This is a genomic window from Reichenbachiella sp. (genome assembly GCF_039944555.1).
In the GTDB taxonomy this organism is placed as follows: Bacteria; Bacteroidota; Bacteroidia; order Cytophagales; family Cyclobacteriaceae; genus Reichenbachiella.
Map to the genome: position 1 here is coordinate 751,276 of NZ_JBDUYN010000006.1, position 21,183 is coordinate 772,458.

Annotated in this window: 16 protein-coding genes; 9 read left to right on the plus strand and 7 right to left on the minus strand. The window is 43.1% G+C overall.

Features of this window, described 5'->3' with window-relative positions:
* Positions 1-415 precede the first annotated feature (415 nt).
* The 7 genes from ABJD64_RS07750 to msrA all read left to right on the plus strand — a co-directional run bounded on the left by ABJD64_RS07750 (position 416) and on the right by msrA (position 8,124).
* Positions 416-1,780 carry an MFS transporter gene (locus ABJD64_RS07750; RefSeq protein WP_348180172.1) on the plus strand — a complete coding sequence of 455 codons (1,365 nt, stop codon included), beginning with the start codon at positions 416-418 and terminating at the stop codon, positions 1,778-1,780.
* 312 nt (positions 1,781-2,092) lie between these two features.
* On the plus strand, positions 2,093-4,246 hold the full coding sequence (locus ABJD64_RS07755; protein ID WP_348180173.1) for a TonB-dependent receptor: 2,154 nt from the start codon (positions 2,093-2,095) through the stop codon (positions 4,244-4,246).
* A gap of 25 nt (positions 4,247-4,271) precedes the next feature.
* Positions 4,272-4,694 (plus strand): DUF2141 domain-containing protein, encoded by a 423-nt coding sequence (locus ABJD64_RS07760; protein ID WP_348180175.1) that lies wholly within the window; start codon positions 4,272-4,274, stop codon positions 4,692-4,694.
* 23 nt (positions 4,695-4,717) lie between these two features.
* Positions 4,718-5,386 (plus strand): hypothetical protein, encoded by a 669-nt coding sequence (locus tag ABJD64_RS07765; RefSeq protein WP_348180177.1) that lies wholly within the window; start codon positions 4,718-4,720, stop codon positions 5,384-5,386.
* Positions 5,387-5,447: 61 nt separating this feature from the next.
* Entirely contained in the window at positions 5,448-6,521 is a 1,074-nt protein-coding gene (locus ABJD64_RS07770) for a histidine kinase (RefSeq protein ID WP_348180178.1), read from the plus strand.
* Positions 6,518-7,273 carry a LytTR family DNA-binding domain-containing protein gene (locus tag ABJD64_RS07775; protein WP_348180180.1) on the plus strand — a complete coding sequence of 252 codons (756 nt, stop codon included), beginning with the start codon at positions 6,518-6,520 and terminating at the stop codon, positions 7,271-7,273. The genes ABJD64_RS07770 and ABJD64_RS07775 overlap by 4 nt, the downstream gene beginning before the upstream one ends.
* Positions 7,274-7,593: 320 nt before the next feature.
* On the plus strand, positions 7,594-8,124 hold the full coding sequence (gene msrA, locus ABJD64_RS07780; RefSeq protein WP_348180182.1) for a peptide-methionine (S)-S-oxide reductase MsrA: 531 nt from the start codon (positions 7,594-7,596) through the stop codon (positions 8,122-8,124).
* 81 nt (positions 8,125-8,205) lie between these two features.
* Here the strand turns inward: msrA and ABJD64_RS07785 are convergent, their stop codons facing one another.
* Positions 8,206-8,922 (minus strand): hypothetical protein, encoded by a 717-nt coding sequence (locus ABJD64_RS07785; RefSeq protein ID WP_348180184.1) that lies wholly within the window; start codon positions 8,920-8,922, stop codon positions 8,206-8,208.
* 136 nt (positions 8,923-9,058) lie between these two features.
* The gene (locus ABJD64_RS07790; protein ID WP_348180186.1) at positions 9,059-11,500 is read right to left on the minus strand and encodes an ABC transporter permease; all 2,442 of its coding nucleotides are present in this window, start codon (positions 11,498-11,500) and stop codon (positions 9,059-9,061) included.
* Positions 11,501-11,763: 263 nt separating this feature from the next.
* Between ABJD64_RS07790 and ABJD64_RS07795 the strand changes: the two genes are divergently transcribed.
* Positions 11,764-13,560: an acyl-CoA dehydrogenase family protein gene (locus tag ABJD64_RS07795; protein WP_348180401.1), complete on the plus strand. Its 1,797-nt coding sequence runs from the start codon at positions 11,764-11,766 to the stop codon at positions 13,558-13,560.
* Positions 13,561-13,629: 69 nt separating this feature from the next.
* Here the strand turns inward: ABJD64_RS07795 and ABJD64_RS07800 are convergent, their stop codons facing one another.
* Positions 13,630-14,250, minus strand: a complete 621-nt coding sequence (locus ABJD64_RS07800) for a copper homeostasis protein CutC (protein WP_348180188.1) — start codon at positions 14,248-14,250, stop codon at positions 13,630-13,632.
* 16 nt (positions 14,251-14,266) lie between these two features.
* On the minus strand, positions 14,267-14,851 hold the full coding sequence (locus ABJD64_RS07805; protein ID WP_348180190.1) for a YdeI/OmpD-associated family protein: 585 nt from the start codon (positions 14,849-14,851) through the stop codon (positions 14,267-14,269).
* 156 nt (positions 14,852-15,007) lie between these two features.
* Between ABJD64_RS07805 and bglX the strand changes: the two genes are divergently transcribed.
* Entirely contained in the window at positions 15,008-17,299 is a 2,292-nt protein-coding gene (gene bglX, locus ABJD64_RS07810) for a beta-glucosidase BglX (RefSeq protein WP_348180192.1), read from the plus strand.
* Positions 17,300-17,361: 62 nt separating this feature from the next.
* On the opposite strand, the gene ABJD64_RS07815 is transcribed toward bglX, so the two are convergent.
* From ABJD64_RS07815 to ABJD64_RS07825, 3 genes are read right to left on the minus strand one after another with little or no spacing between them, the layout of a single operon-like run.
* The gene (locus tag ABJD64_RS07815; protein ID WP_348180193.1) at positions 17,362-18,639 is read right to left on the minus strand and encodes a hypothetical protein; all 1,278 of its coding nucleotides are present in this window, start codon (positions 18,637-18,639) and stop codon (positions 17,362-17,364) included.
* Between the two features lie 11 nt (positions 18,640-18,650).
* Positions 18,651-19,640: a kelch repeat-containing protein gene (locus tag ABJD64_RS07820; RefSeq protein WP_348180195.1), complete on the minus strand. Its 990-nt coding sequence runs from the start codon at positions 19,638-19,640 to the stop codon at positions 18,651-18,653.
* Between the two features lie 2 nt (positions 19,641-19,642).
* Positions 19,643-20,929: a DUF4270 family protein gene (locus ABJD64_RS07825; RefSeq protein WP_348180197.1), complete on the minus strand. Its 1,287-nt coding sequence runs from the start codon at positions 20,927-20,929 to the stop codon at positions 19,643-19,645.
* Positions 20,930-21,183 lie beyond the last annotated feature (254 nt).

Sequence of the window (21,183 nt, forward strand, 5' to 3'; positions counted from 1 at the left end):
TCAGTCTAATCGAAATACAGATATTTGGTTAGGTCTGTATAATCAAATGGTACAAATGTGTATAACTACCAGCTATGACGAGCTAAAGTTCGTCTAGTGTTTTCCTCAATAGTGCTGTGAAAGGTCAAATGCTCCTAACTGCTGTCGGAAGCACTTGTGGTTTAATATTACACAATTGGACTGTCAAATCATAAAATACAGCTGCAAATATGGCTCATGTTGTGCATCTGGAACTATAATAAATATCCTCCGGCTCACTTAAATCTTTTCCTTATTGGTTTTATCTCTATTCCTGCCTTTTCGCAGCTTTATAGTTGCCTAAATACACCCCTCCTCTTGGCATCTGCCATATTATAACATTCGTGTGCCATCTAGTTTTGCTGATATCAAAAATCACTAAAACACTTGCACTGCCATGCACACAAACTTATCACTTGAAAAAGCCACTAAAATCAATCTGTTCGACATTCAGTCGGTTCAAATGCGAACCTTCCACCTCAGCTGGATCGCTTTCTTTCTCTGCTTCTTTGGCTGGTTTGCCCATGCCCCACTCATGAACTCCACGATCGGGCCTGACATGGACCTGACCAAAGCACAAAAGATCACCGCATTCATTGCTTCTGTAGGTGTCACCATCTTCGCTCGACTCATCATAGGAAGTCTTTGCGACAAAATTGGACCTCGAAAAAGCTATACTTATCTGTTGGTTTTTGGCGCGATAGTAGTAGCCGGATCATCATTTGCTTACAACTGGGAGACTTACCTCCTCTCCCGAATGGCCATTGGTGTGATTGGCGCCTCGTTCGTGATCACGCAATACCACACGACCAAAATGTTTGCACCTAACGTGGTCGGTATTGCCAATGCGACCACTGCCGGATGGGGCAACCTGGGTGGTGGTGTTACTCAGGCTATGATGCCACTGATTGCTTCGGGCATGTTGGCACTAGGGTTCGCCGAATCAGAACTATCTAAATGGAGACCAGCCATGTTCGTACCTGCCATCATTATGTTGGGTGTGGCCTTCCTTTATTGGAAGTACACCAAAGACACACCAAAAGGTAACTTTGACGAAGCGCCTGATGAAAAGCCACAAACGGCTAAAGGCGAATCGGGCCTTTTCATGTCGGCCGTGAAGGATCGAAGAGTATGGATACTGTTCGCCATCTACGGTGCCTGTTTTGGCCTGGAGCTATTTGTGAATGGTCGTGCCGCTACTTACTACCAAACCAAATTTGAACTGAATGAGACTACGGCCGGCATGATAGCCGCCTTGTTTGGACTGATGAACCTCTTCGCCCGATCTATGGGCGGCTGGTTAGGCGATCGCTTTTCAAAAACCGGAGGGTTGAGCGGCAGAGTCAAATGGCTCGTCATGGTCCTATTTGTTGAAGGCCTGGCTCTGATCCTATTCTCCAGAATGGATATGCTCGGCCTGGCGATCACTACTATGGTTATCTTTTCCCTTTTCGTTCAGATGGCCGAAGGAGCAACCTACTCCGTGGTGCCCTTCATCAATAAAAAATCGCTCGGGGCCGTAGCTGGTATCGTAGGCGCCGGTGGCAATGTGGGGGCTGTGATGTATGCTCAGTTCTTGCTCAGAAGTGGGTCTACGTTGGAAAACAGTTTCATGTATTTCGGGATTGTCGTTGTGGCTATCAGTCTCCTGGGCTTGGGAATCAAGTTCTCGCAAGCAGACGAAGATGCCGCAGTGGAAGAACAGAAGAAGCTGGAAGCAATAAATCTTGAGTTGCTGACCAGGAAGAAACTGGCGGCGTAAGGCTGAACAATTAGCTCAGAAGCCAACTAAACTCGTCATATCGAGAGGAGCGAGATATCTCCATCAACATTGCAGTCTGATGGAGAATTCTCACTACGTTCGAATTGACGGCATTAACGTGATTCTAAGCTAGTTTTTTTTTAAACCCACCCCCATCAAACCCCACATTCACCGACAAACCTACCACATCCCGCCTCCGACTCATCTTCCTTATTCCGCAGTTCATCCACTTCATACCCCGACTTACCGATTTATTATTCTTAATCTTTTGGTCAATGCTGAGCTTTGAATCATCAAAAAATAAAAACTCAGATGACCAAGTCAATTTTAACCATAACACTTTTAGCCTTCTGCCTCCTTGCAGAAGCCGCCACAATCAAAGGCAGGATCACCGACCACACCGGTGAAGGCCTGCCCGGAGTCAATGTATTTATCAAAGACACCTACGATGGAGCCACCACTGACATGAATGGCAACTATTCGTTCGATACTTTTGAAAAAGGCAATCAGATCTTAGTAGCCAGTTTTATCGGCTATAAAAAACACGAAGCAGAAGTAGATCTTTCTAATTCGGTGACACTCAATATTGCACTCAAGGAGGAAGTCAACAGACTATCTGGCGTGACCATCACCGCGGGCAGCTTCGAAGCCAGCGACGAAAAGAAAGCGGTTGTACTCAAACCGCTGGATATTGCCATGACAGCAGGAGCACTCGCTGATATCCCGGGGGCACTTAGCAAATTGCCTGGCACCACTACAAATGGTGAAACAGGGCGCCTGTTTGTACGCGGTGGAACTGAATTCGAAACACAAGCCTTTATAGATGGCATCCTGGTACACAGCTTTTATACCCCGGCCCCCAACAATGTACCTTCTCGAAGCAGATTTTCTCCCTTTCTTTTTAAGGGCACTTTCTTCAGCACCGGAGGATATTCCGCAGAATATGGTCAGGCACTATCCTCAGTCCTATCGCTCAACTCAAACGACATCGCTGACGAAACCCGGACGGACATTTCGCTTATGACCGTGGGCACAGATGTATCGCACACCCAAAAGTGGGAGAATGGGTCGGCTTACGGCCAGGTACAGTACACCAATCTGGATCCATATATGAACCTGATCGAGCAGGCCTATGACTGGGAGGATGGCTATACCTCGCAAAGCGGCATATTCATGCTTCGTCAGAAGCTTAGCAAAAACGACATGCTGAAAGTCTACGCCAATTACGACCACAGCGCCTTTGTGGTCAATCAACCCAGTGTGAATCAGCCAGAAGACGATCATATGGATTTGGGCAACAACAATTTCTATCTGAACACCAGTTACAGAAGAGCTATTGGTGAAAACAGCACAGCCTACCTGGGTACTTCCTATGGCCGGACCTTCAGCGACATCATTTTCAATGAGGCGCATATAAAAGACACACAAAACAGTGTCCACACCAAAGGGTATTTCACTTCTGACATCAATAACGTATCTATAAAAGTGGGCGGTGAACTGATCAGTACCAAGCACGAAGAGCTCACTGACATTGAAAACGGTGAATCGTTCGATCCTGACTACACCAATCACCTGTCTGCCGGATTTGCAGAAGCAGATTATTACCTCACTAACAGCCTAACACTAAGAGCAGGACTGAGATATTCTCACTATTCTATTTTTAGCGAAAGCGCCCTCTCTCCCCGTCTGTCTATGGCATTGAAAACGGGAGAAAACTCACAGCTGTCATGGGCCTATGGAAAATTCCATCAACTGCCCACTCGTGACCTATTGCTCAGATCTCAGCAAATGAGCTTCGAAAAAGCGGACCACTATATGTTGAGTTATCAGACCATCAACAACGGGAGAACTTTCCGTTCAGAGGTTTATTACAAAAACTACGACAACCTGGTGAAGTTTGATGGCAATGACCCGTTCAATCCAACCACTTTTGCAAACACAGGTGGTGGATATGCCAGGGGAATTGATCTATTTTGGAGAGATAGTAAGACGTTCAAAAATGTCGACTACTGGGTCTCTTATTCATACATCGATACCGAAAGAGACTTCAGAGACTATCCTTATCAAGCCACACCTTCTTTCGCTGCAGGTCACAACTTCTCTGTGGTATACAAACATTTTATTCCGGATATCAGGACGCAGATTGGGGCTTCTTTCAGCTACAACAACGGACGCCCTTACAACAATCCGAACGAGGAAGGATTTAACGGAAGTAAAACCAAGCACTACTCAGACCTGAGTTTCAACTTCGCTTACCTTTTCAGGCCACATGTGATCCTATATGCGTCAGCAAGCAATCTGCTAGGGAGAGACAATGTATTCGGGTATGAATTTGCGGACAATCCAGACAGTGATGGTGTCTACAATTCCAGAGCGATCGGCCAGCCTTCCAAAAGATTCTATTTCGTGGGAGTATTCATCACACTCACAAAAGATAAAAACAAAAACAACCTTGAAAATTTATAAGATCATAACCATTAACAAAATAGATATGAAAAAGTCAATTTTAACATTCGTGGGTATTGTGGCAGCCACACTATCCATTCTTGCGGCAGACGGACAGAATAAACTGACCGTGGTAGTCAAGCAAATGAACAGCACTGAAGGTGTACTTGAAGTCACTCTATTCGACTCTGAAGGCAACTGGCTCAATGAAGGTCAGAAGCAAAAAGTGAGTATCGACAGCAAAGAAGCGGTAACTATCACTTTCGAAAACCTGCCCAACGGTACTTATGGAGTAGCCGTGATTCACGACGAAAATGCGAACAGTGAATTAGACACCGGCACTTTCGGTATCCCTACAGAAGCTTATGGCTTTTCTAACGACGCCCGAGGCATGTTTGGCCCAGCCAATTTCGAGGATAGCAAATTCGAAGTGAACGGAGACAAGCAAATAGAAATCAACATCAAATAATTCAATCCTAACAACTCTACACTATGAAATCTCTAAATATCCTTATCATCCTGGCCGTATTTGCTACAATGGCCCATGCACAGAATAAGAAATACGTCCAGACTATGGAAAACAACATTCCTTCCATATATCAGGCTGAAACTCTGGAGGATTTTGACCCTATTGCCAACAAATTTGACCGGATAGGTCAGGCTGAAGCCACCCAATGGGAACCCTATTACTACGCTTCGTTGTCCTATGTATTCAAGGCTTTCAGAATAGAAGACCTGCCGACTAAAGACGCCGCTCTGGACCAGGCGCTTACTGCTTTGGCAAAAGCTGCTGCCGTTTCGGAAAATAATTCGGAAGTCATCGCTTTACAGGGATTCATCAACATGATCAAGATTGGTGTGGATCCGGGTACCCGCGGACAAAGCTTATCGCCAAAGATCATGGCAGACTTTGGCAAGGCCCTGCAATTGGACCCAAACAACCCGCGTGCTAACCTGTTTATGGGACAGATGCTATTTGGCACGGCTCAGTTCTTCGGCACTGGAGTGGATGATGCCTGCGCGTTGGTAGATGAATCTATCGCCTTATTTGATTCTGAAAAGCCGGAATCCAGTATTGCACCGGCCTGGGGAAAACCAAGTGCCTTGCAATACAAAGAGCAGTGCAAAACGGCATTGACCAAAACGGCAAGCAAAGAATAGAATTTCAGGGATCGTTTGTAAAGACAGGCGATCCCATTATTTTGCAACATTCAAGAACAACATGGCAAATACAACCTGCACAAGCATTTCAAATGACCCCAAAGAGCTAATTAATAGTTGGTTTACCATCCCCTTTATTGGAGGGCTAGTTATTGCTTTGATGCACGACTCCCATCATTTGATGGAAGGTGAATATGTTGCCTTTTTTCAAAGTGCGTCGGTTTCTGTCGTATTCTGGAGTGCGCTGGCCAATGGCAACAGCATCATTATATACTGGATCGATCAGCGGTGGACCTGGTTGGAGCATCCAATACAGCGCTCGGTTATTGGCATAGCAGCTATGCTGGTTTACACCCCAATTGCTTCAATCATCATTATCTATGGCTATGTGGAATTTGTCCTGGATGTGAGATTTGAAAAAGTCCTCGAAAGCAGGAGCATATTCAGTTTGCTCACAGTGCCTATGGGCATCACGGTTGTAGTATCCCTATGGCAACATGGGAAAGGTTTTTTTATGGAGTGGCGACAGGCGGCCATTGACGTAGAAAGGCTTAAAAATGAAAACCTGAAATCGAAATTCGAATCCCTTAAAAGCCAGGTCAATCCTCATTTTCTTTTTAATAGCCTGAATGCGCTTACTTCTCTGGTTTATGCTGATCAGGGCAAGGCAGTTCAGTTTATTCAAAAACTATCGGAGGTCTATCGATACGTACTCGATCATCAAAATGATGAAGTAGTAGATTTAAAAACGGAGGTGGACTTCCTCAAGTCATATGTGTATCTCAACAAAATCCGTTTTGGCGACAACTTTGAGGTTACTTATACCAATTTGGATTCCGTCAACTCAGCTGATAGTGTTCCGCCTGTTACCCTTCAGATGCTGATAGAAAACTGTATCAAACACAATGAAATTTCGAAAGAGAATCGTTTACATATTACTGTAGAGAGAGAAGGTCAAGTCATCATTGTGGAAAACAATATCAATCCAATAAAAGTAGCCAAGCAGGACTCCAATGGTTTGGGGTTGAGCAATATCATCTCCAGGTATGAAATGTTGTCCGATAAGAAGGTAGAAGTAAGTCCTACCGAAACATCCTTTAAAGTTGTAGTCCCCATCCTTTCTTTTCAGTCATGAAGGTTTTAATAGTAGAAGATGAAGGTATTGCTGCTGATCGATTGATTCAGCTATTGAATCAACTTGATGACGATATCACGATTCTTGACCACCTGGATTCGGTGAAATCTGTAGTACAATGGTTCAAAAATCATCAGGTACCGGATCTGGCGTTTTTCGATATTCAACTGGCAGACGGATTAAGTTTTGAAATCTTTGAACAGGTAGAGATTAATTGTCCCATTATTTTTACCACAGCCTACGATCAGTACGCCATACAAGCCTTCAAAGTAAATAGCGTTGACTACCTGCTCAAACCCATGGTAGAAAATGATCTGGAGAAGGCCCTGGACAAATTCAAAAGACAAAAACAAGCCAATCAGGCTATCGATGCCACTGCCCTAATGGGTATGCTGCAACAACAGAACAAAACCTACAAAGAACGATTCGTAATCAAAGTGGGTGAACACCTGAAATCGGTAATGACGGAAGACGTCGAATTGTTTTTTAGTGAAAATAAAGCCACCTATCTGTTATCCAAACAGGGGAAAAAATTTATCATCGACTTCACACTCGATCAAATTAAGGATATGGTTGATCCAAAATCCTTTTTTCGTATCAATCGAAAATACCTGATTCATGTCGACAGCATCAGGGATATCATTACCTATTCTAACAGCCGTCTCAAACTAGAACTGAATCATTTCAATGCCGATGACCTGATTGTCTCGCGCGAGAAAGTGGTACAATTCAAGGAATGGCTGGATAGGTAGTTCCTTTTAACCCTGGTTCATATCGACCCGAACCAAACAAAAGTACGTCATTGCTAGTACCTCAATTCGATGGCAATCGAATGCGGGACGTGGCAATCTCAATATTTAGCTCCCGACCCAAACTTGAGACCACTTCTCCCACCAGAAAGCGAGATCTTGAAGACGGCATACTATTCTTTTTGCCTCCTAGCCTCCGACGGAATTATTCCCCCACCCCTTTTGTTAATTATTGGAATCGCAAACAAACCGTTTGAATTCACGTATTCACATTTTCATTTAATTATTCATATTTGCTCATTCTATAACAGCACAAGACAAAAATGGAAATTGCAACTTTTGGTAACGGCTGCTTCTGGTGTACAGAAGCCATTTTTCAGGATTTAAAAGGGGTCTCAAAAGTCGTATCAGGCTATATGGGTGGTAAAACCAAGGACCCAACTTACAAAGAGGTTTGCTCAGGCACCACTGGTCATGCTGAGGTGCTGCAAATCACTTATGATCCTTCCGAGATCACATACGATGAGTTACTTGAAGTATTCTGGAAAACGCATGATCCTACCACGCTCAACCAACAGGGAAACGATAGAGGCACACAGTACCGGTCTGTGGTATTCTATCATGACGAAGAACAGAGAAAGACAGCGGCTGACTATATGACTCAGTTGGATACCTCGGGAGCCTGGAGCAATCCGATTGTCACTGAAATCACTCCGGTCGATACCTTCTATCCGGCTGAGGACTATCACCAGGAATATTTCAACCAGAACGGATCACAGCCTTATTGCAATTTTGTAATCCGTCCTAAGGTTGATAAGTTTAGAAAAGTGTTTAAGGATAAGTTGAAGAAGTGAAAATTGCCTGCCAAACATTGTAATAATGAACTAAATCCAGAGAGTCTAGATTTAGTTCATAAAATGGACTTGCAAAGTGCGTTAATCGCACATAGTTGAGTAGTCATAAACGAAATCCTCAAACTTTGACCATTCTGGATTGTCGCCATACTTTTCAATTACAGCTGGGCACTCAGCAAATAACTCATTTATATCATTTTTGTACTCTGCTCGCTTAATTCGTCTTGCAACTTCCTCACCTTCTTTTTTGATATAATAAGACTTAGCAAGCCCTCCCGCAAGAGTCATACCCCCGACACCTATGCTCATCGATTCCTTTGAAAATGGATCGTTATATATTTTAATTTTATTGCTAAATGTTGGGTTCATCACCTGTAACATACAATATTGCGTTTTCTTCTTTTTTATTTGAACATTAGAAGATTCCATGTACAAGTACCCATCATTCAAGTGCTCAGAAGATAACTCGTTGTCTTGCAACTTAGTTAAATCCGAACTTGCGTCTATAACATTGACCAACTTAGAAAAGTTGCTAGGTGCCACGTACATGTGGGAAATATCTTCAGGGTTAATTTTCACCTTCTTTCCATCGGCAGACTGTACTACTTTAACTTCATCAATCAATCCCTTTTTAAAAAAGAGTTTTTTTATTAACACTGACAATTCACTGTCATCTTTGAGAGTAATATAAGTGGTTTTCTTTTTACTAAATCCTTGAAAAGCTGGTGAAAATGTTTGAGCTGTTGCTGAAAAACCTACAACAAGGCAAATTAATGACAATAAATATTTAAAATTCATAATGTTTAGTATGTGCTTTGTGAAAAATTAGTTTAAAGGCCGAATACAAAGGAGAGTATAATTTGCAACAGACCTTATGGACTTGCAATATAAAATTTCATTCATAAACAAACCTAAATATCCATAAAGAAATAAACTACTCCTGCCTCAAAGCGCTTACAGGATTAGCAATAGCTGTCTTTATGGATTGATAGCTGACCGTTCCCAATACCAGACCAATAGTGGCCAAGCTGGCGATAACAAAATTCCAATAGGAGATATCGACGCGGTAGGCAAATTCTTCCAGCCAATTATCAGCCAGATAATAGGCACCAGGTATGGCTATAAACATGGACACCAAGGCCAGCAGCACGAATCGCTGTGAGAGTAAAAGCACCAGACCTGAGACAGAGGCGCCCAGCACTTTTCTGATACCTACTTCTTTCATTTTTTGTGCGGCCAGAAACATAATCATCCCATATGAGCCCAGACAAGAAATAAGAATAGCGAGAATGGAGAAATTGCTTATCAACTTGCCCAATTGTTCTTGCTGCCCATAATTCTCCGCCAACTGCTCATCCAGAAATTTTGCATCGAAAGTTTCAGTAGGAAAATGCTTGTTCCAGGTTTGTTCCAGTGTGCTTAGTGTCTGGGGAATATTCTTGTTATTGATCTTAAAGGAAAAATGTGTAAAGGAAGCAGGTCTGATATCTAATAATATCGGACCAAGTTCTTGAGACAGGGGCATAAAGTTGAAATCTTTAGTCACGCCTATTACCTTCCCATTCTTGTTCCCCATACTTATTGATTTGCCAATGGCCTCTTCAAGAGTTCCAAAATTATAAGCTTCAACAGCCGTTTCATTGATAACAAAAGCTGTTTGAGGGTCGGTTTCGAATTCTTTTGAAAAACCTCTTCCCGCAATTACTTCTATGTCGTATGTTTCTAAATAATCGTAATCTACGGACAGCACCGGCGCCAAAAGATTATCCTCGGCAGTAAAGCCATCAGGAATCACCTTTTGATAGGCTGCCCCACTACCTGGTATGCCCGCCGACAAAGTGCTAGCGACTACATCTGGTATGCCCTCCAACTCTGCTTCGAAAGCATCCATTGCTTTTCTTTTGTCCTGGCTTATTGCCCCAAAACCATTGTTGAAGTTCTGACTCAAAACAGGCGCGGTAATGATGTGATCCTTGCTGAGACCAAGAGGCTTATTTTGCAAATAGTAAAGTTGATCGTAAACAATCAAAGTTCCGGAAATCAACAGGATAGAAATTGCAAATTGGATCACAATCAGTCCCTTCCTAAAAGAAAGCCCGCCTCGGGCATCAGTACCGCTCAACCCTTTCAGACTGTATATGGGAGAAATTTTTGTGGCAAAGAATGCAGGATATATGCCAGCCAACAAGCTTGTAATAAAAAACAAGACCACAAAGCCTAAAACGATCTCAGGTTGAAACAAGGCTGAGGTGGTTAATGCCTTTCCTGTCACATCATTGAGAATTGGCAGCAAAAGAAAAGAAGCTGTAAAAGCCATCAGTGAAGCAATGCCGGCCGTCACAAAAGACTCACCTAAAAACTGAGCAATAAGACTAGATCTCCAGGCGCCCATTACTTTGCGCATACCGATTTCCTTGGTACGCTGAAGCGAACGTGCCGTTGAAAGATTAACGAAATTGATACAGGCTATCAGGAGTGTCAACGCGCCAACCGCCAGGAATACATATAGAAACACCAGGCTTCCCGGTGGTTCCATTTGTCCCTGCACTTCATCGTTGAGATGAATATCGAGCAATGGCTGTATTTTGAAGGACTGGTTCAACTGCTGGTTATCCGGTATTTTTTCTGCTACAAAATCAGCAAACCTATCATTGACAGCCTCAGGTCTAGCACCTTGCCTAAGAAGCACATAAGTATAAGAGTGAGAAACTACCCAGTTGACCTTAAATCCCTGACGCAGTCCGCTCGCCAAAGGCTCAGGTTCAAGATCATACATATTCGTATAGGGTACCAACATGTTAAAATGAAAATGGGACTGGCTTGGATAGGGTTCGACAACCGCAACCACCCGAAACGTCTTCCCTTCCATTTTAAAGTTTTGGTCAATAGCCGGAAGGTCTCCAAAATATTTTTTCGCAATATCCCGAGTAAGAATTGCTGTAAATGGCTCATGCAGTGCCTCAGAAAGGGAGCCTTCTAGGACCTGAAAATCAAATACATCGAAGGTCGACGAATCCGTGAATATGATATTTTCCTCCTCAAATCGTTTGATCCCGACCTTCCCTCCATCCACTTGTACACTAGTACTTCTGGTAAACAAACGCGTAGTCTTTTCCACCTCTGGAAAAAAGTCACTCATGTGTGCTGCAAAAACAGGAGGTACATTGGCGAGATTAAATTCCTGAACAAAGTATTGAATTCTATATATACGATCTCTCTTCGTTTGAAATTTGTCATAGCTCAACTCGTCATTAACAAATACAAAAATGAGCAGGCAACAAATGAGCCCTCCGGCCAGACCAACAATATTGATCAGGCTGAAAGTTTTGTGTTTGAATAGATTTCGGACGGCAATTTTGAGGTAGTTTTTGAGCATGACGGGTTATCTTAGCGTGTTACATATACTTCGTTAGTACTATATAAATCAATCTTATTACAATTTGAGACGGCTTTTTAAGAAAGGGTATTTTCAAGAGACAGGCGGTAGCTCAAAACCTCAAACTGTCGTATTTCTTCTTAATTAGGAAAAAAGATTCTTAATTTGTTATGCGTGCATAACATTATTTTATATATTTGAATTTGTTATGCATGCATAACAAAATAAAAATGACTAACTTTAAGGACAAAGACACCAGAAATATGGATACCACAGCAGAAAAAAGATCGATTCGAGGAGGAGAATTTCTCATCAAAGAATCACAAGCAGAAGACATCTTCATCCGAGAAGAGTTTTCCGAAGAGCAAAAAATGATGGCTGAGGCCACTCAGGATTTCATTCAAAAGGAAATCAACCCAAACATAGAAAAAATCGAAAAGCAGGAAGAAGGTCTAATGCCTTCTTTAATGGAAAAGGCCGGAGAACTAGGACTTCTTGGCGTATCTATCCCCGAAGCATATGGCGGACTTGGCATGAGTTTTAATACGTCCATGCTGATCGCTGATGAAATCGGCGCAACAGGTTCCTTCTCTACTGCCTATGGAGCACATACCGGGATTGGCACCTTGCCTATCTTATATTATGGAAACGAAGAGCAGAAAAAAACATACTTGCCAAAGTTGGCAAGTGGTGAGTGGAAATCCTGCTACTGTCTCACAGAACCTGATGCCGGATCTGATGCCAACTCAGGTAAAACCAAAGCAGTCCTTACTGATGATGGCAAACATTATCTAATCAACGGACAAAAAATGTGGATCTCCAATGGGGGATTTGCCGACCTTCTCATCGTCTTCGCGAAAATTGACGATGACAAAAAACTGACTGCCTTCCTGGTTGAGAAAACCTACGGCGGAATCACAATGAACGACGAGGAAGTAAAATTGGGTATAAAAGGTTCTTCTACCCGTCAAATCTTCTTCAATGACTGCAAAGTACCTGCTGAAAATATGCTGTCTGAAAGAGAAAACGGATTTAAGATAGCTGTAAACATACTCAACATTGGCAGGATCAAGCTCGGCGCAGGTGTCATCGGAGGATGCAAGGAGGTAATATCTCAATCCACTAACTACGCCAATGAGCGAAAGCAATTCAATACCCCAATCTCTACCTTCGGTGCTATTAAGCATAAATTGGCTGAGATGGCCATCAAAACCTGGGTAACAGAGTCGGCCGCTTATCGCGCCGGACAAAATATCGATGACAAAATAAACGATTTGATTGCCAGGGACACTGACCCTGCAGAAGCCAAACTGAAGAGTTTCGAGCAGTTCGCAATAGAATGTGCGATTATAAAAATCCACGGTTCAGAAATGCTGGACTACGTAGTGGACCAGGGCGTTCAAATCTATGGTGGTATGGGATTCTCAGAAGAAGCCCCAATGGCGAGAGCTTATAGAGATGCCCGAATCACGAGAATATATGAAGGCACCAATGAAATCAACAGGATGTTGATGGTCGGTATGATCATGAAGCGAGCAATGAAAGGAGAATTGAATATTATGGAGCCTGCCATGGCAGTTGCGAAAGAATTGGTTTCGGTGCCTTCTTTTGAAGTTCCTGATCTCTCCAAACCATTCGCCGAAGAAAAAGATGTGCTGAAGAAATTGAAAAAGGCGGTGCTTATGGTTGCTGGAAAAGCAGCTCAGACCTTCGGGCCAAAACTCGAAGAAGAACAAGAAATCATGATGAATGCGGCAGATATGATGATAGAAATATATGCAGCTGAGTCAGCGCTACTGAGAGCAGAAAAGCTGGTTGGCATGAACGGCGAGGAAGCGACGAAGATGCAAATCAATGCCGCTAAAGTTTATCTGTATGAAGCCGTGGAGAAAGTGAACAAGGCTGGTAAAGATGCCATAGCCTCCTTCACCGTCGGTGATGAACAAAAAGTGATGTTGATGGGATTGAAAAGGTTTACCAAAATAAATCCTGTAAATATCAAACTACTAAGAAGAGAAATTGCCGATCATTTGATTAGCAAAAATCAATACGCTCTTTGATTAAACACCCCAAAAAGTACAATTGTTTGATTTAGTATCGAAAGGCCGTTCTGTAAAGAGCGGCCTTTTTCATGCTAGCCGACCAACGATTAATTTGCCGTGATAGGCATCTGTGGTAAGCCGTTGTCTCATTTCCAATAGATTTTGATTGGTGATTTTCCCAGCCGCGATAATCTGTATGCTCTCAGCAGCCGCATGCATCTGATTGATAACTGAGACTCCTTCTTTGGCCGTGAGTTTCCCTCCTGAGGTTAGCACACCGGTAATTCCCGGAATGGCCCGTAATTGTCTCACACCTTCAACCGGATCATCTAATTCATCGATAGCTTTATGAAAAGTGACCTTCATCGGTATGGCTGCGACTGCCAATTTTGTGATTGCCGGTATATCGAGTTGGTTATCTCCTGTGAGTGCACCCAGCACAATCTCTTTCACTCCCAATGCCTTCAACTGTTCAATTGTTGAAATCATTTCCTCGATTTCCTCCTCAGTATAAACGAAGTCTCCTCCCCTCGAACGCACCATCACCTTTACATGCAATTTCAATTCTAACAAAGCATCTTTTACCAATTTGAAATCAGGTGTGAGTCCATCCAAATCCAATCGTCCACACAGTTCAACCTGATCTGCCCCTTGCTCTTCGGCTTTTTTTGCTTCTTGCAGATTTTCGACACACGCTTCTTTTATCATAAATCTTAATTTGTTATTACTTCTTTTTACCTGCTATTAGCATAGGTATCCGCTCTCCTCTTTCAGAGCTGGAAATAAGAATACCGAGCCTTCGTTGACGGGTGGTTTCCTGCTTGGCACTCATGACCCACCAGATTGAAGGCTTCTTGGCTGAAGGTGGAAGATTGTTGAAAAATGCCCATGCAACTGCATTGCGTTTGATTGACTCCTCGTATTCTTTTTTTAGCTTAATGTTCTTCTGTTCAAAGGACGCCCCGTTCACATTTTTCTTGTCCCTCTTTTCATAAATAGCTATCCCGGCAGGACTCACCAGGTTTTCGGCTAACAACACCTTCATTTTCGCCAAATTGATTGCACTCCAATGACTTTTCGGTTTACGTGGGGTAAATCGAATTTTGTAACTGACCTCATCAATCGACTTTCGTAACCCATCGATCCAGCCATAACATAATGCCTGATCTACAGACTCCGACCAGGTCATAGATGGTCTACCGGATTTCACCTTATAGAAACCAATCCATTGTTCGTTTGACTTTTCATGATTGGCCAGAAGCCAGTCGTTAAATTCCCCGGCGGAAGAAAAAAATAGTGGTTCCTCCATTATTTAAAGTGGTTTTGTTAGCAAAAAAGAAGGTCATTCAAATATAGCATGAGCCAATGACAAATATCCCGCTGTCTTATGATACATATGCCATTGTCCCGCAAATCGGTTTTTCTCTTTATTTACGAATTCATTAATAAGAAGAAACGGAACGGTATGAAAAGTAAAAGATCACTAGTACTATTGGTGCTGATCCTTACGGGGTATATGAACGGTATAGGGGCAGAAATCAAAAACGGACGCACAGCAGAAAAGGTAGATAGCCTGCTGTCTAAGATGACACTGGCTGAAAAAATTGGCCAGCTCAATCTCTATGCTGGAGGCTGGGAATTTACCGGCCCTGTACCAGCCGATGCCAACAATCAGCAGAAGTACGAAATGATCAAAAGTGGTGGCGTGGGTGCCATGCTGAATGTATTAACGGCTGATGGTACCAGAGAAGCTCAAAAACTAGCGGTCGAAAATTCGAGACTAGGAATCCCATTACTCATTGGTTATGATGTGATTCACGGTTATCAAACCATGATGCCCATTCCTTTGGGACAGGCGGCGAGTTGGGAGGCAGAGGTTGCCAGACAAGGCGCACAGGTAGCTGCCCGTGAAGCTTCTGCGTCAGGTGTCAATTGGACATTTGCTCCAATGATGGATATCGTACGTGATGCGCGCTGGGGTAGAATGATGGAAAGTCCTGGTGAAGACCCGTATCTGGCTTCTTATATGTCTAAGGCATGGGTTGAAGGATTTCAGGGAGGTGATTTATCTAATCCCGAAACTATTGCGGCTTGTGCCAAGCATTTTGCCGCCTACGGTTTTGCTGAGGCGGGCAGAGACTATAATACGGTAGACATCAGCATGCAAACGCTGTACAATATGGTTTTGCCTCCATTTAAGACGGCTAGTGATGCAGGAGTAGCTTCATTCATGAATTCATTCAACGAAATAGGTGGTGTGCCTGCGAATGGTAGCAAATTGCTTCAAAGAAAGTTACTGAAAGGAGAATGGAGCTATCAAGGTTTTGTCGTCTCGGATTGGGGATCTATAGGTGAAATGATAACACATGGCTATGCGGCTGACACACTGGAAGCAGGTTATAAGGCTTTAACTGCCGGGAGCGATATGGATATGGAGGCAAGAGTTTATGAAAATTCGCTGGAAGCATTAGTGACCTCGGGAAAAATTGACATGAGTGTATTAGACGATGCTGTGCGAAGAGTATTGACGATCAAATACGACCTCGGTTTATTTGAAGATCCCTACCGATACTGTGATGCTGACAGAGAGAAAAAAGAGTTGCTTTCTAAAGAGAATTTAAGAATTGCTCGAGAGGCAGCGAGAAAATCTATTGTACTACTCAAAAATGAAAATAACCTGCTTCCACTGAGCAAAAAAGGACAAACCATTGCTGTTATTGGATCCTTGGCAGGCAGTAAAGATGTGCCATTGGGTAGTTGGAGAGCTCAGGCCATTACCAATAGTGCGGTATCCTTGGTTGAGGGCATTCAAAACGCAGTTGACAAAAAAACTCAGGTCACTTTTACCAATGGATACAACCTGACTCAGGGTAACAGAGAGTTTATTCGTGAACTGAATATTGTAGAGGGGGATCAATCAGATTTTTCCAATGCAATAGAATTGGCCAAAAAATCTGACGTGGTTGTTATGGCTTTAGGGGAAGACTGCTGGCAATCGGGTGAAGGACGTAGTCAAACAGATATCGGTCTGAAGGGCGATCAAATGGACCTGATGTACGAATTGCTTAAGGTCAACAAAAATATAGTCGTCACCTTAATGAATGGCCGATCGTTGGCTATTCCGGAGCTGGATGAAAATATTCCGGCCATACTGGAAGTTTGGCATCTGGGATCTGAAGCGGGAAACGCCATAGCAGATGTGCTTTTTGGAGACTACAACCCATCGGGCAAGTTACCGGTAAGCTTTCCCAGAAATGTAGGTCAATGCCCGATTTACTATAATCATAAGAACGGAGGCCGACCCGTCACCAATCCTCATGATGCCGGTATGGTATTCTGGTCTCACTATACGGATTCCCCTAATTCTCCTTTATATCCATTTGGATACGGATTGAGCTATACGTCTTTTGAATATTCTGATCTCTCCATTTCAACTACTGAAATGGGCACCAGTGATCGGCTTACAGCTAGTGTGAAGGTCAAAAACACAGGTGACAAAACAGGACAAGAAACTATACAACTGTACATCAGAGATTATGTAGGTAGCGTGACCCGCCCGGTGAAAGAATTGAAAGGGTTTGAGAAAGTACAGCTTGAACCAGGGGAAGAAAGAGTGGTCAAATTTACCATCTCAAATGAGACACTCTCCTACTATCGCGCGGATCTCTCTTTTGGCTCTGAGCCGGGGAAGTTTGCTGTGATGATAGGTGGCAATTCCCAAAAGACGTTAACGACTGATTTTAGATTGGTTGATTAATAGATTTTTAGCAAAATTAGTTTTGGGTAAGTGGAGAGGAGCTGAGAGGCTCCTCTTTTTTATTAATCATACTTTTGACGTTGGAACCATCGCTGCCTAATACTAAAATTCAAGGTAACCTCATGTGTACTCTCAAAAATCAGGTCATTTTCCGTCGTACCGTTGTACTTGCGGTGATAGGCTACATTCATAGCGCTGCCTCTTTTGAGCGGCACACCTAACCCTGCGGTAATTCCATAGGTATTAGAGGTTATTTCATTCACCTTGATGTATGAGTTCTCAAAGTATCCGCCTACACGATAACTCACTCGTCCCAGTGCATCTTGTCCAAATCTATCCGGGGTATACTCCAGACCGAAGGCATACCTCCAGGTGTCTTTCAGGTCGTCGGTGTATCCTTCTATTTCGGCCTGACTCCACTGGTTAAATTCAACGTCACTAGCCAAAACAAGCTTATTGGTATTGTATGACAGACCAAAACCAATGCGGCGCGGTAAGGCATACTCCGACGCAGATTCTGTTTCGTCATACAGAACATTTTCATCCACGTCCACACCATTGCTGTAGTCCCACTCTGAAATAGACGCTGTAGTAGTACCTTTCAGATTAGTCGGATTTTTGTATATCAGTCCGAAATTCATAAAATACTTGGGCCGTTCCAACCGATAATTCAGACTGTACTCCAAGTCGAAATTGGCGATAACGGTTCTATCCTCTGCCATATACGCCTTAAGCGACTGTCCACCAGTAATGTCTTCAGTCCTGGATATATTTCCAAAAATAAATGCCAACTTCAGTCCGACTGAGAGATTTTTGAAAAGTGAATAGCCATTCGAAAAATAGATTTCATTTAGTCCGCCACTTCCTTCATAAGCAATATCAAAGTCCCCTGTCTGAAAAGAGTTGACATTATTTTTATAAATATTATAGCCCACATTGCTGTAGTTAGACAAACCGATCAGACCATTCCATTTATCATTATACTTGAACCAAAAGCTGAAGTTGGACAGGCCTCCATAGCTGCCATTTTCCTTCGATCCTTGAGATTCATAGGTGGTGTTGGCATAGTAAAATCCAACATCAAATACATGATTGAAGTAGCTGCCCGTCTGGTCGTTTGCAGCTGGATTCACAATATTAACACTATAAGGACTCGACCAACCAATCGCCGTATACCCCATTCCCTGGGAGGCAGTCGATGAGGTTCTGGACATTTCCCCAATTCCGAAAATGGAATATACCGAGCCTGCCCCGTTTTGCGCCTCCACCGTTCCGCTCAACAGCAGGAACAGTATTACCGCGCACCAGAAACCGTTGGTTTTAATTCTTAATATTGACATGAGCGGTGCTATCAGTCGTCCTCGTCCAGAACATGATCTGGTTCAAATTCCCAAACATCATCAAACCTATTGGAACCACTCTGACCCAATGCTACAAAAGATCTGCCATTGACGGTAAATGAAACGGCTCCGGTTCTTCCAGCCCCTTCAAATGACGTCTTTTCTTTCCAATAACCTGTAGATGGATTGTATTCCCATGTGGTATTGGTGTTTGCTCCATATGACCCTATAGTGATATAACCCTTGCCATTGAGCTCAAATCCAACGGCACCTTCTCTGGTTATCTCATATTCTTCGTCTTCGTCATTCAGGTCTATCATTTGATACCAATCGGTGATTGCGGCATCAAATTCCCAGAAATCAGTTTCATAAAGTCCGTTGTTTGACCCCGTTCCTACATACGAAGACCCATCTATAACAAAGGACACCGCATTTCTTCTTTTTTCTCCTTTTAGGCTTACAATTTGCTCCCACTGTCCAGAAGAGGGGTCAAACTCCCAGAAATCCTTAAGATAATTTCCATCATAACCGGTACCCAGATAGCCCATATTGTCAAGAGCAAAACCAAGTGCCTGATATCTCGCTGACCCAGTAAAATCGGCTAATTGTGTCCAGGAATCGGCCTCCACATTGTATTCCCAAAAGTCTTGTAACTCGTCGTCTCCATCGTAGCCCGTACCGACATAGCCTTTGCCTTCAATCGCAAATGCCACGGCTCCCGTCCGTCCTGCACCCGGAAAATCACTGACACGGACCCAATAGTTATTCTCCGGGTTGTAGGCCCAGAAATCTGTAATGTAGTCATCTCCGTCAAATCCCAAGCCAACAAACGCAGTGCTACCTGATACAAAAGCCACTGCACCAGACCGTCCTACTCCTTCAAATGAAGACCTTCTGATCCAGTTGCCATCCTCTACTACGTCTTCTTCATCGTCCGTACATGACGTACAAAGGGTCAGCAATACCAAAATGGGCAAAACAATTATTCTTATTTCTTTCATTACTATTTTATGTTTAACACGTTTAAAATGATTTTACTGCTTTCATTGCTCTTTTCCTGGTCTGACACTATCAAATGATTGAGAGTGCTGAGCGCATATTCCTCTGGAAATTGAATTAAAAGAGCATCATGATTATCCTGAGTACCGATCGATAATTGCTCAATTACGAACTCGGAGACATCCAATACAAACTTCCTTTCTTCATCGTATTCAATATCTAATACCAACTCCGCGACTTCATCATATTCGAATATCACCTGGTTGTTGTGATCCACCTTCCTTAGGGTAAGCCCCGACGTCAGCATATAAACCTCTTCCGGTATCTCATTTTCAAAGACCAATTCGAGTTTGACTTCATCGATAAGGGGAGTTTCGTCGGCAGACAACAGATGTTTTAAGTATGGCATTTCAACTCGAATAGCCAGTCCAAGTCCGGATTGCACGTAAGCCAGATTATTGGTCAGCTCTGAGGATAATTTCTCCTCTTCACTATCCGGAAACACACCATCAATTCCCTCTGCTTCGATGTGATTGAATTGTATAGCGGTGGTGCTTGATGTGAGATAGAGCGTACGTTCTACCGAAACAGATTCAGATTTGTCGAGGTAGTTGAGTTTTAGCGCAAGGTCGGGTTGAAAACCAATGATCGCGCCCGTAGTTAAGGATCGAATTTTTAATCCGTGCAGCAAATCTAAAAAATCACCTGTGGCAATCTGATCCTCTTTGAGAACCTCAAAAAGTGCCTTGGCAAAGGTATCTTCTAAAGGAATTTCTACAGAATCCTGAGCGTAGGGTCTAGGACTAAAAGTGTAGGAACCTAATGAGATGGCCTGATTCGTTAAGTCGCTTTTTATTTCGAAAGTGGAGTGATTATAGAGCTTCAACTCATCATCTAATTCCATCTCCTCAGCTAGCTCATAGACTTCCAGTTGCATCAGAGCAGTTGTGTCTCCGTAGTAATATCGATCGTAATAGAGAGTAAGGAAGGCATCCTGGAATTCTCCATCTTTCAGATCGTCCACGCTGTACTCCAAATCCGGGCTTAACTGAAAATAAGCTTCGGCTTCGATAAGTCCCAATTCATTGTGTTCAACCTCTCCTGCTAAAAGTCTTGCTGGACTATTGGTCTCTACACTATCGATGTGGATGGTGTACATGTCGACCGTTAGTGTATCCCATGACACTATCTCAAACGACACCTCGTTAAAAAAATCGGAACCTATCTCCGGGTCTTCCTGCATGCAAGCAAACCCAAAAATTGAAATTATTGCTGGTACTAACCTGTTCATTTTGCCTTTGAATTGTTTTAATACTCACCCTTATCATGAGCTATTAAAAGAATGTAAGGCATAGCAAAGAAGTTGTGTCCAGCTATTAAGTTTTCAACTAACTGGCAATTTTCTTCATCGAGTGTTTAAACTTTATCTATGAATGGCTTAGCTGTTTCTGATTATTGAATGGATTAATCGAGTGAAAGTCCGTCCCATCTTCTGTAACGTGAAAAATAGGGCAGAAAAAAGAGGAACGGCTGGCTCCTCTTTTT

Excerpts from the sequence above, each read along its gene's own strand:
- ABJD64_RS07820 (WP_348180195.1), bottom strand. The coding sequence starts at position 19,640 with ATGAAAGAAATAAGAATAATTGTTTTGCCCATTTTGGTATTGCTGACC.
- ABJD64_RS07760 (WP_348180175.1), top strand. The coding sequence starts at position 4,272 with ATGAAAAAGTCAATTTTAACATTCGTGGGTATTGTGGCAGCCACACTA.
- ABJD64_RS07765 (WP_348180177.1), top strand. The coding sequence starts at position 4,718 with ATGAAATCTCTAAATATCCTTATCATCCTGGCCGTATTTGCTACAATG.
- ABJD64_RS07815 (WP_348180193.1), bottom strand. The coding sequence starts at position 18,639 with ATGTCAATATTAAGAATTAAAACCAACGGTTTCTGGTGCGCGGTAATA.
- ABJD64_RS07750 (WP_348180172.1), top strand. The coding sequence starts at position 416 with ATGCACACAAACTTATCACTTGAAAAAGCCACTAAAATCAATCTGTTC.
- ABJD64_RS07785 (WP_348180184.1), bottom strand. The coding sequence starts at position 8,922 with ATGAATTTTAAATATTTATTGTCATTAATTTGCCTTGTTGTAGGTTTT.
- ABJD64_RS07795 (WP_348180401.1), top strand. The coding sequence starts at position 11,764 with ATGGATACCACAGCAGAAAAAAGATCGATTCGAGGAGGAGAATTTCTC.
- bglX (WP_348180192.1), top strand. The coding sequence starts at position 15,008 with ATGAAAAGTAAAAGATCACTAGTACTATTGGTGCTGATCCTTACGGGG.
- ABJD64_RS07790 (WP_348180186.1), bottom strand. The coding sequence starts at position 11,500 with ATGCTCAAAAACTACCTCAAAATTGCCGTCCGAAATCTATTCAAACAC.
- ABJD64_RS07775 (WP_348180180.1), top strand. The coding sequence starts at position 6,518 with ATGAAGGTTTTAATAGTAGAAGATGAAGGTATTGCTGCTGATCGATTG.
- ABJD64_RS07770 (WP_348180178.1), top strand. The coding sequence starts at position 5,448 with ATGGCAAATACAACCTGCACAAGCATTTCAAATGACCCCAAAGAGCTA.
- ABJD64_RS07800 (WP_348180188.1), bottom strand. The coding sequence starts at position 14,250 with ATGATAAAAGAAGCGTGTGTCGAAAATCTGCAAGAAGCAAAAAAAGCC.
- ABJD64_RS07805 (WP_348180190.1), bottom strand. The coding sequence starts at position 14,851 with ATGGAGGAACCACTATTTTTTTCTTCCGCCGGGGAATTTAACGACTGG.
- msrA (WP_348180182.1), top strand. The coding sequence starts at position 7,594 with ATGGAAATTGCAACTTTTGGTAACGGCTGCTTCTGGTGTACAGAAGCC.
- ABJD64_RS07825 (WP_348180197.1), bottom strand. The coding sequence starts at position 20,929 with ATGAACAGGTTAGTACCAGCAATAATTTCAATTTTTGGGTTTGCTTGC.
- ABJD64_RS07755 (WP_348180173.1), top strand. The coding sequence starts at position 2,093 with ATGACCAAGTCAATTTTAACCATAACACTTTTAGCCTTCTGCCTCCTT.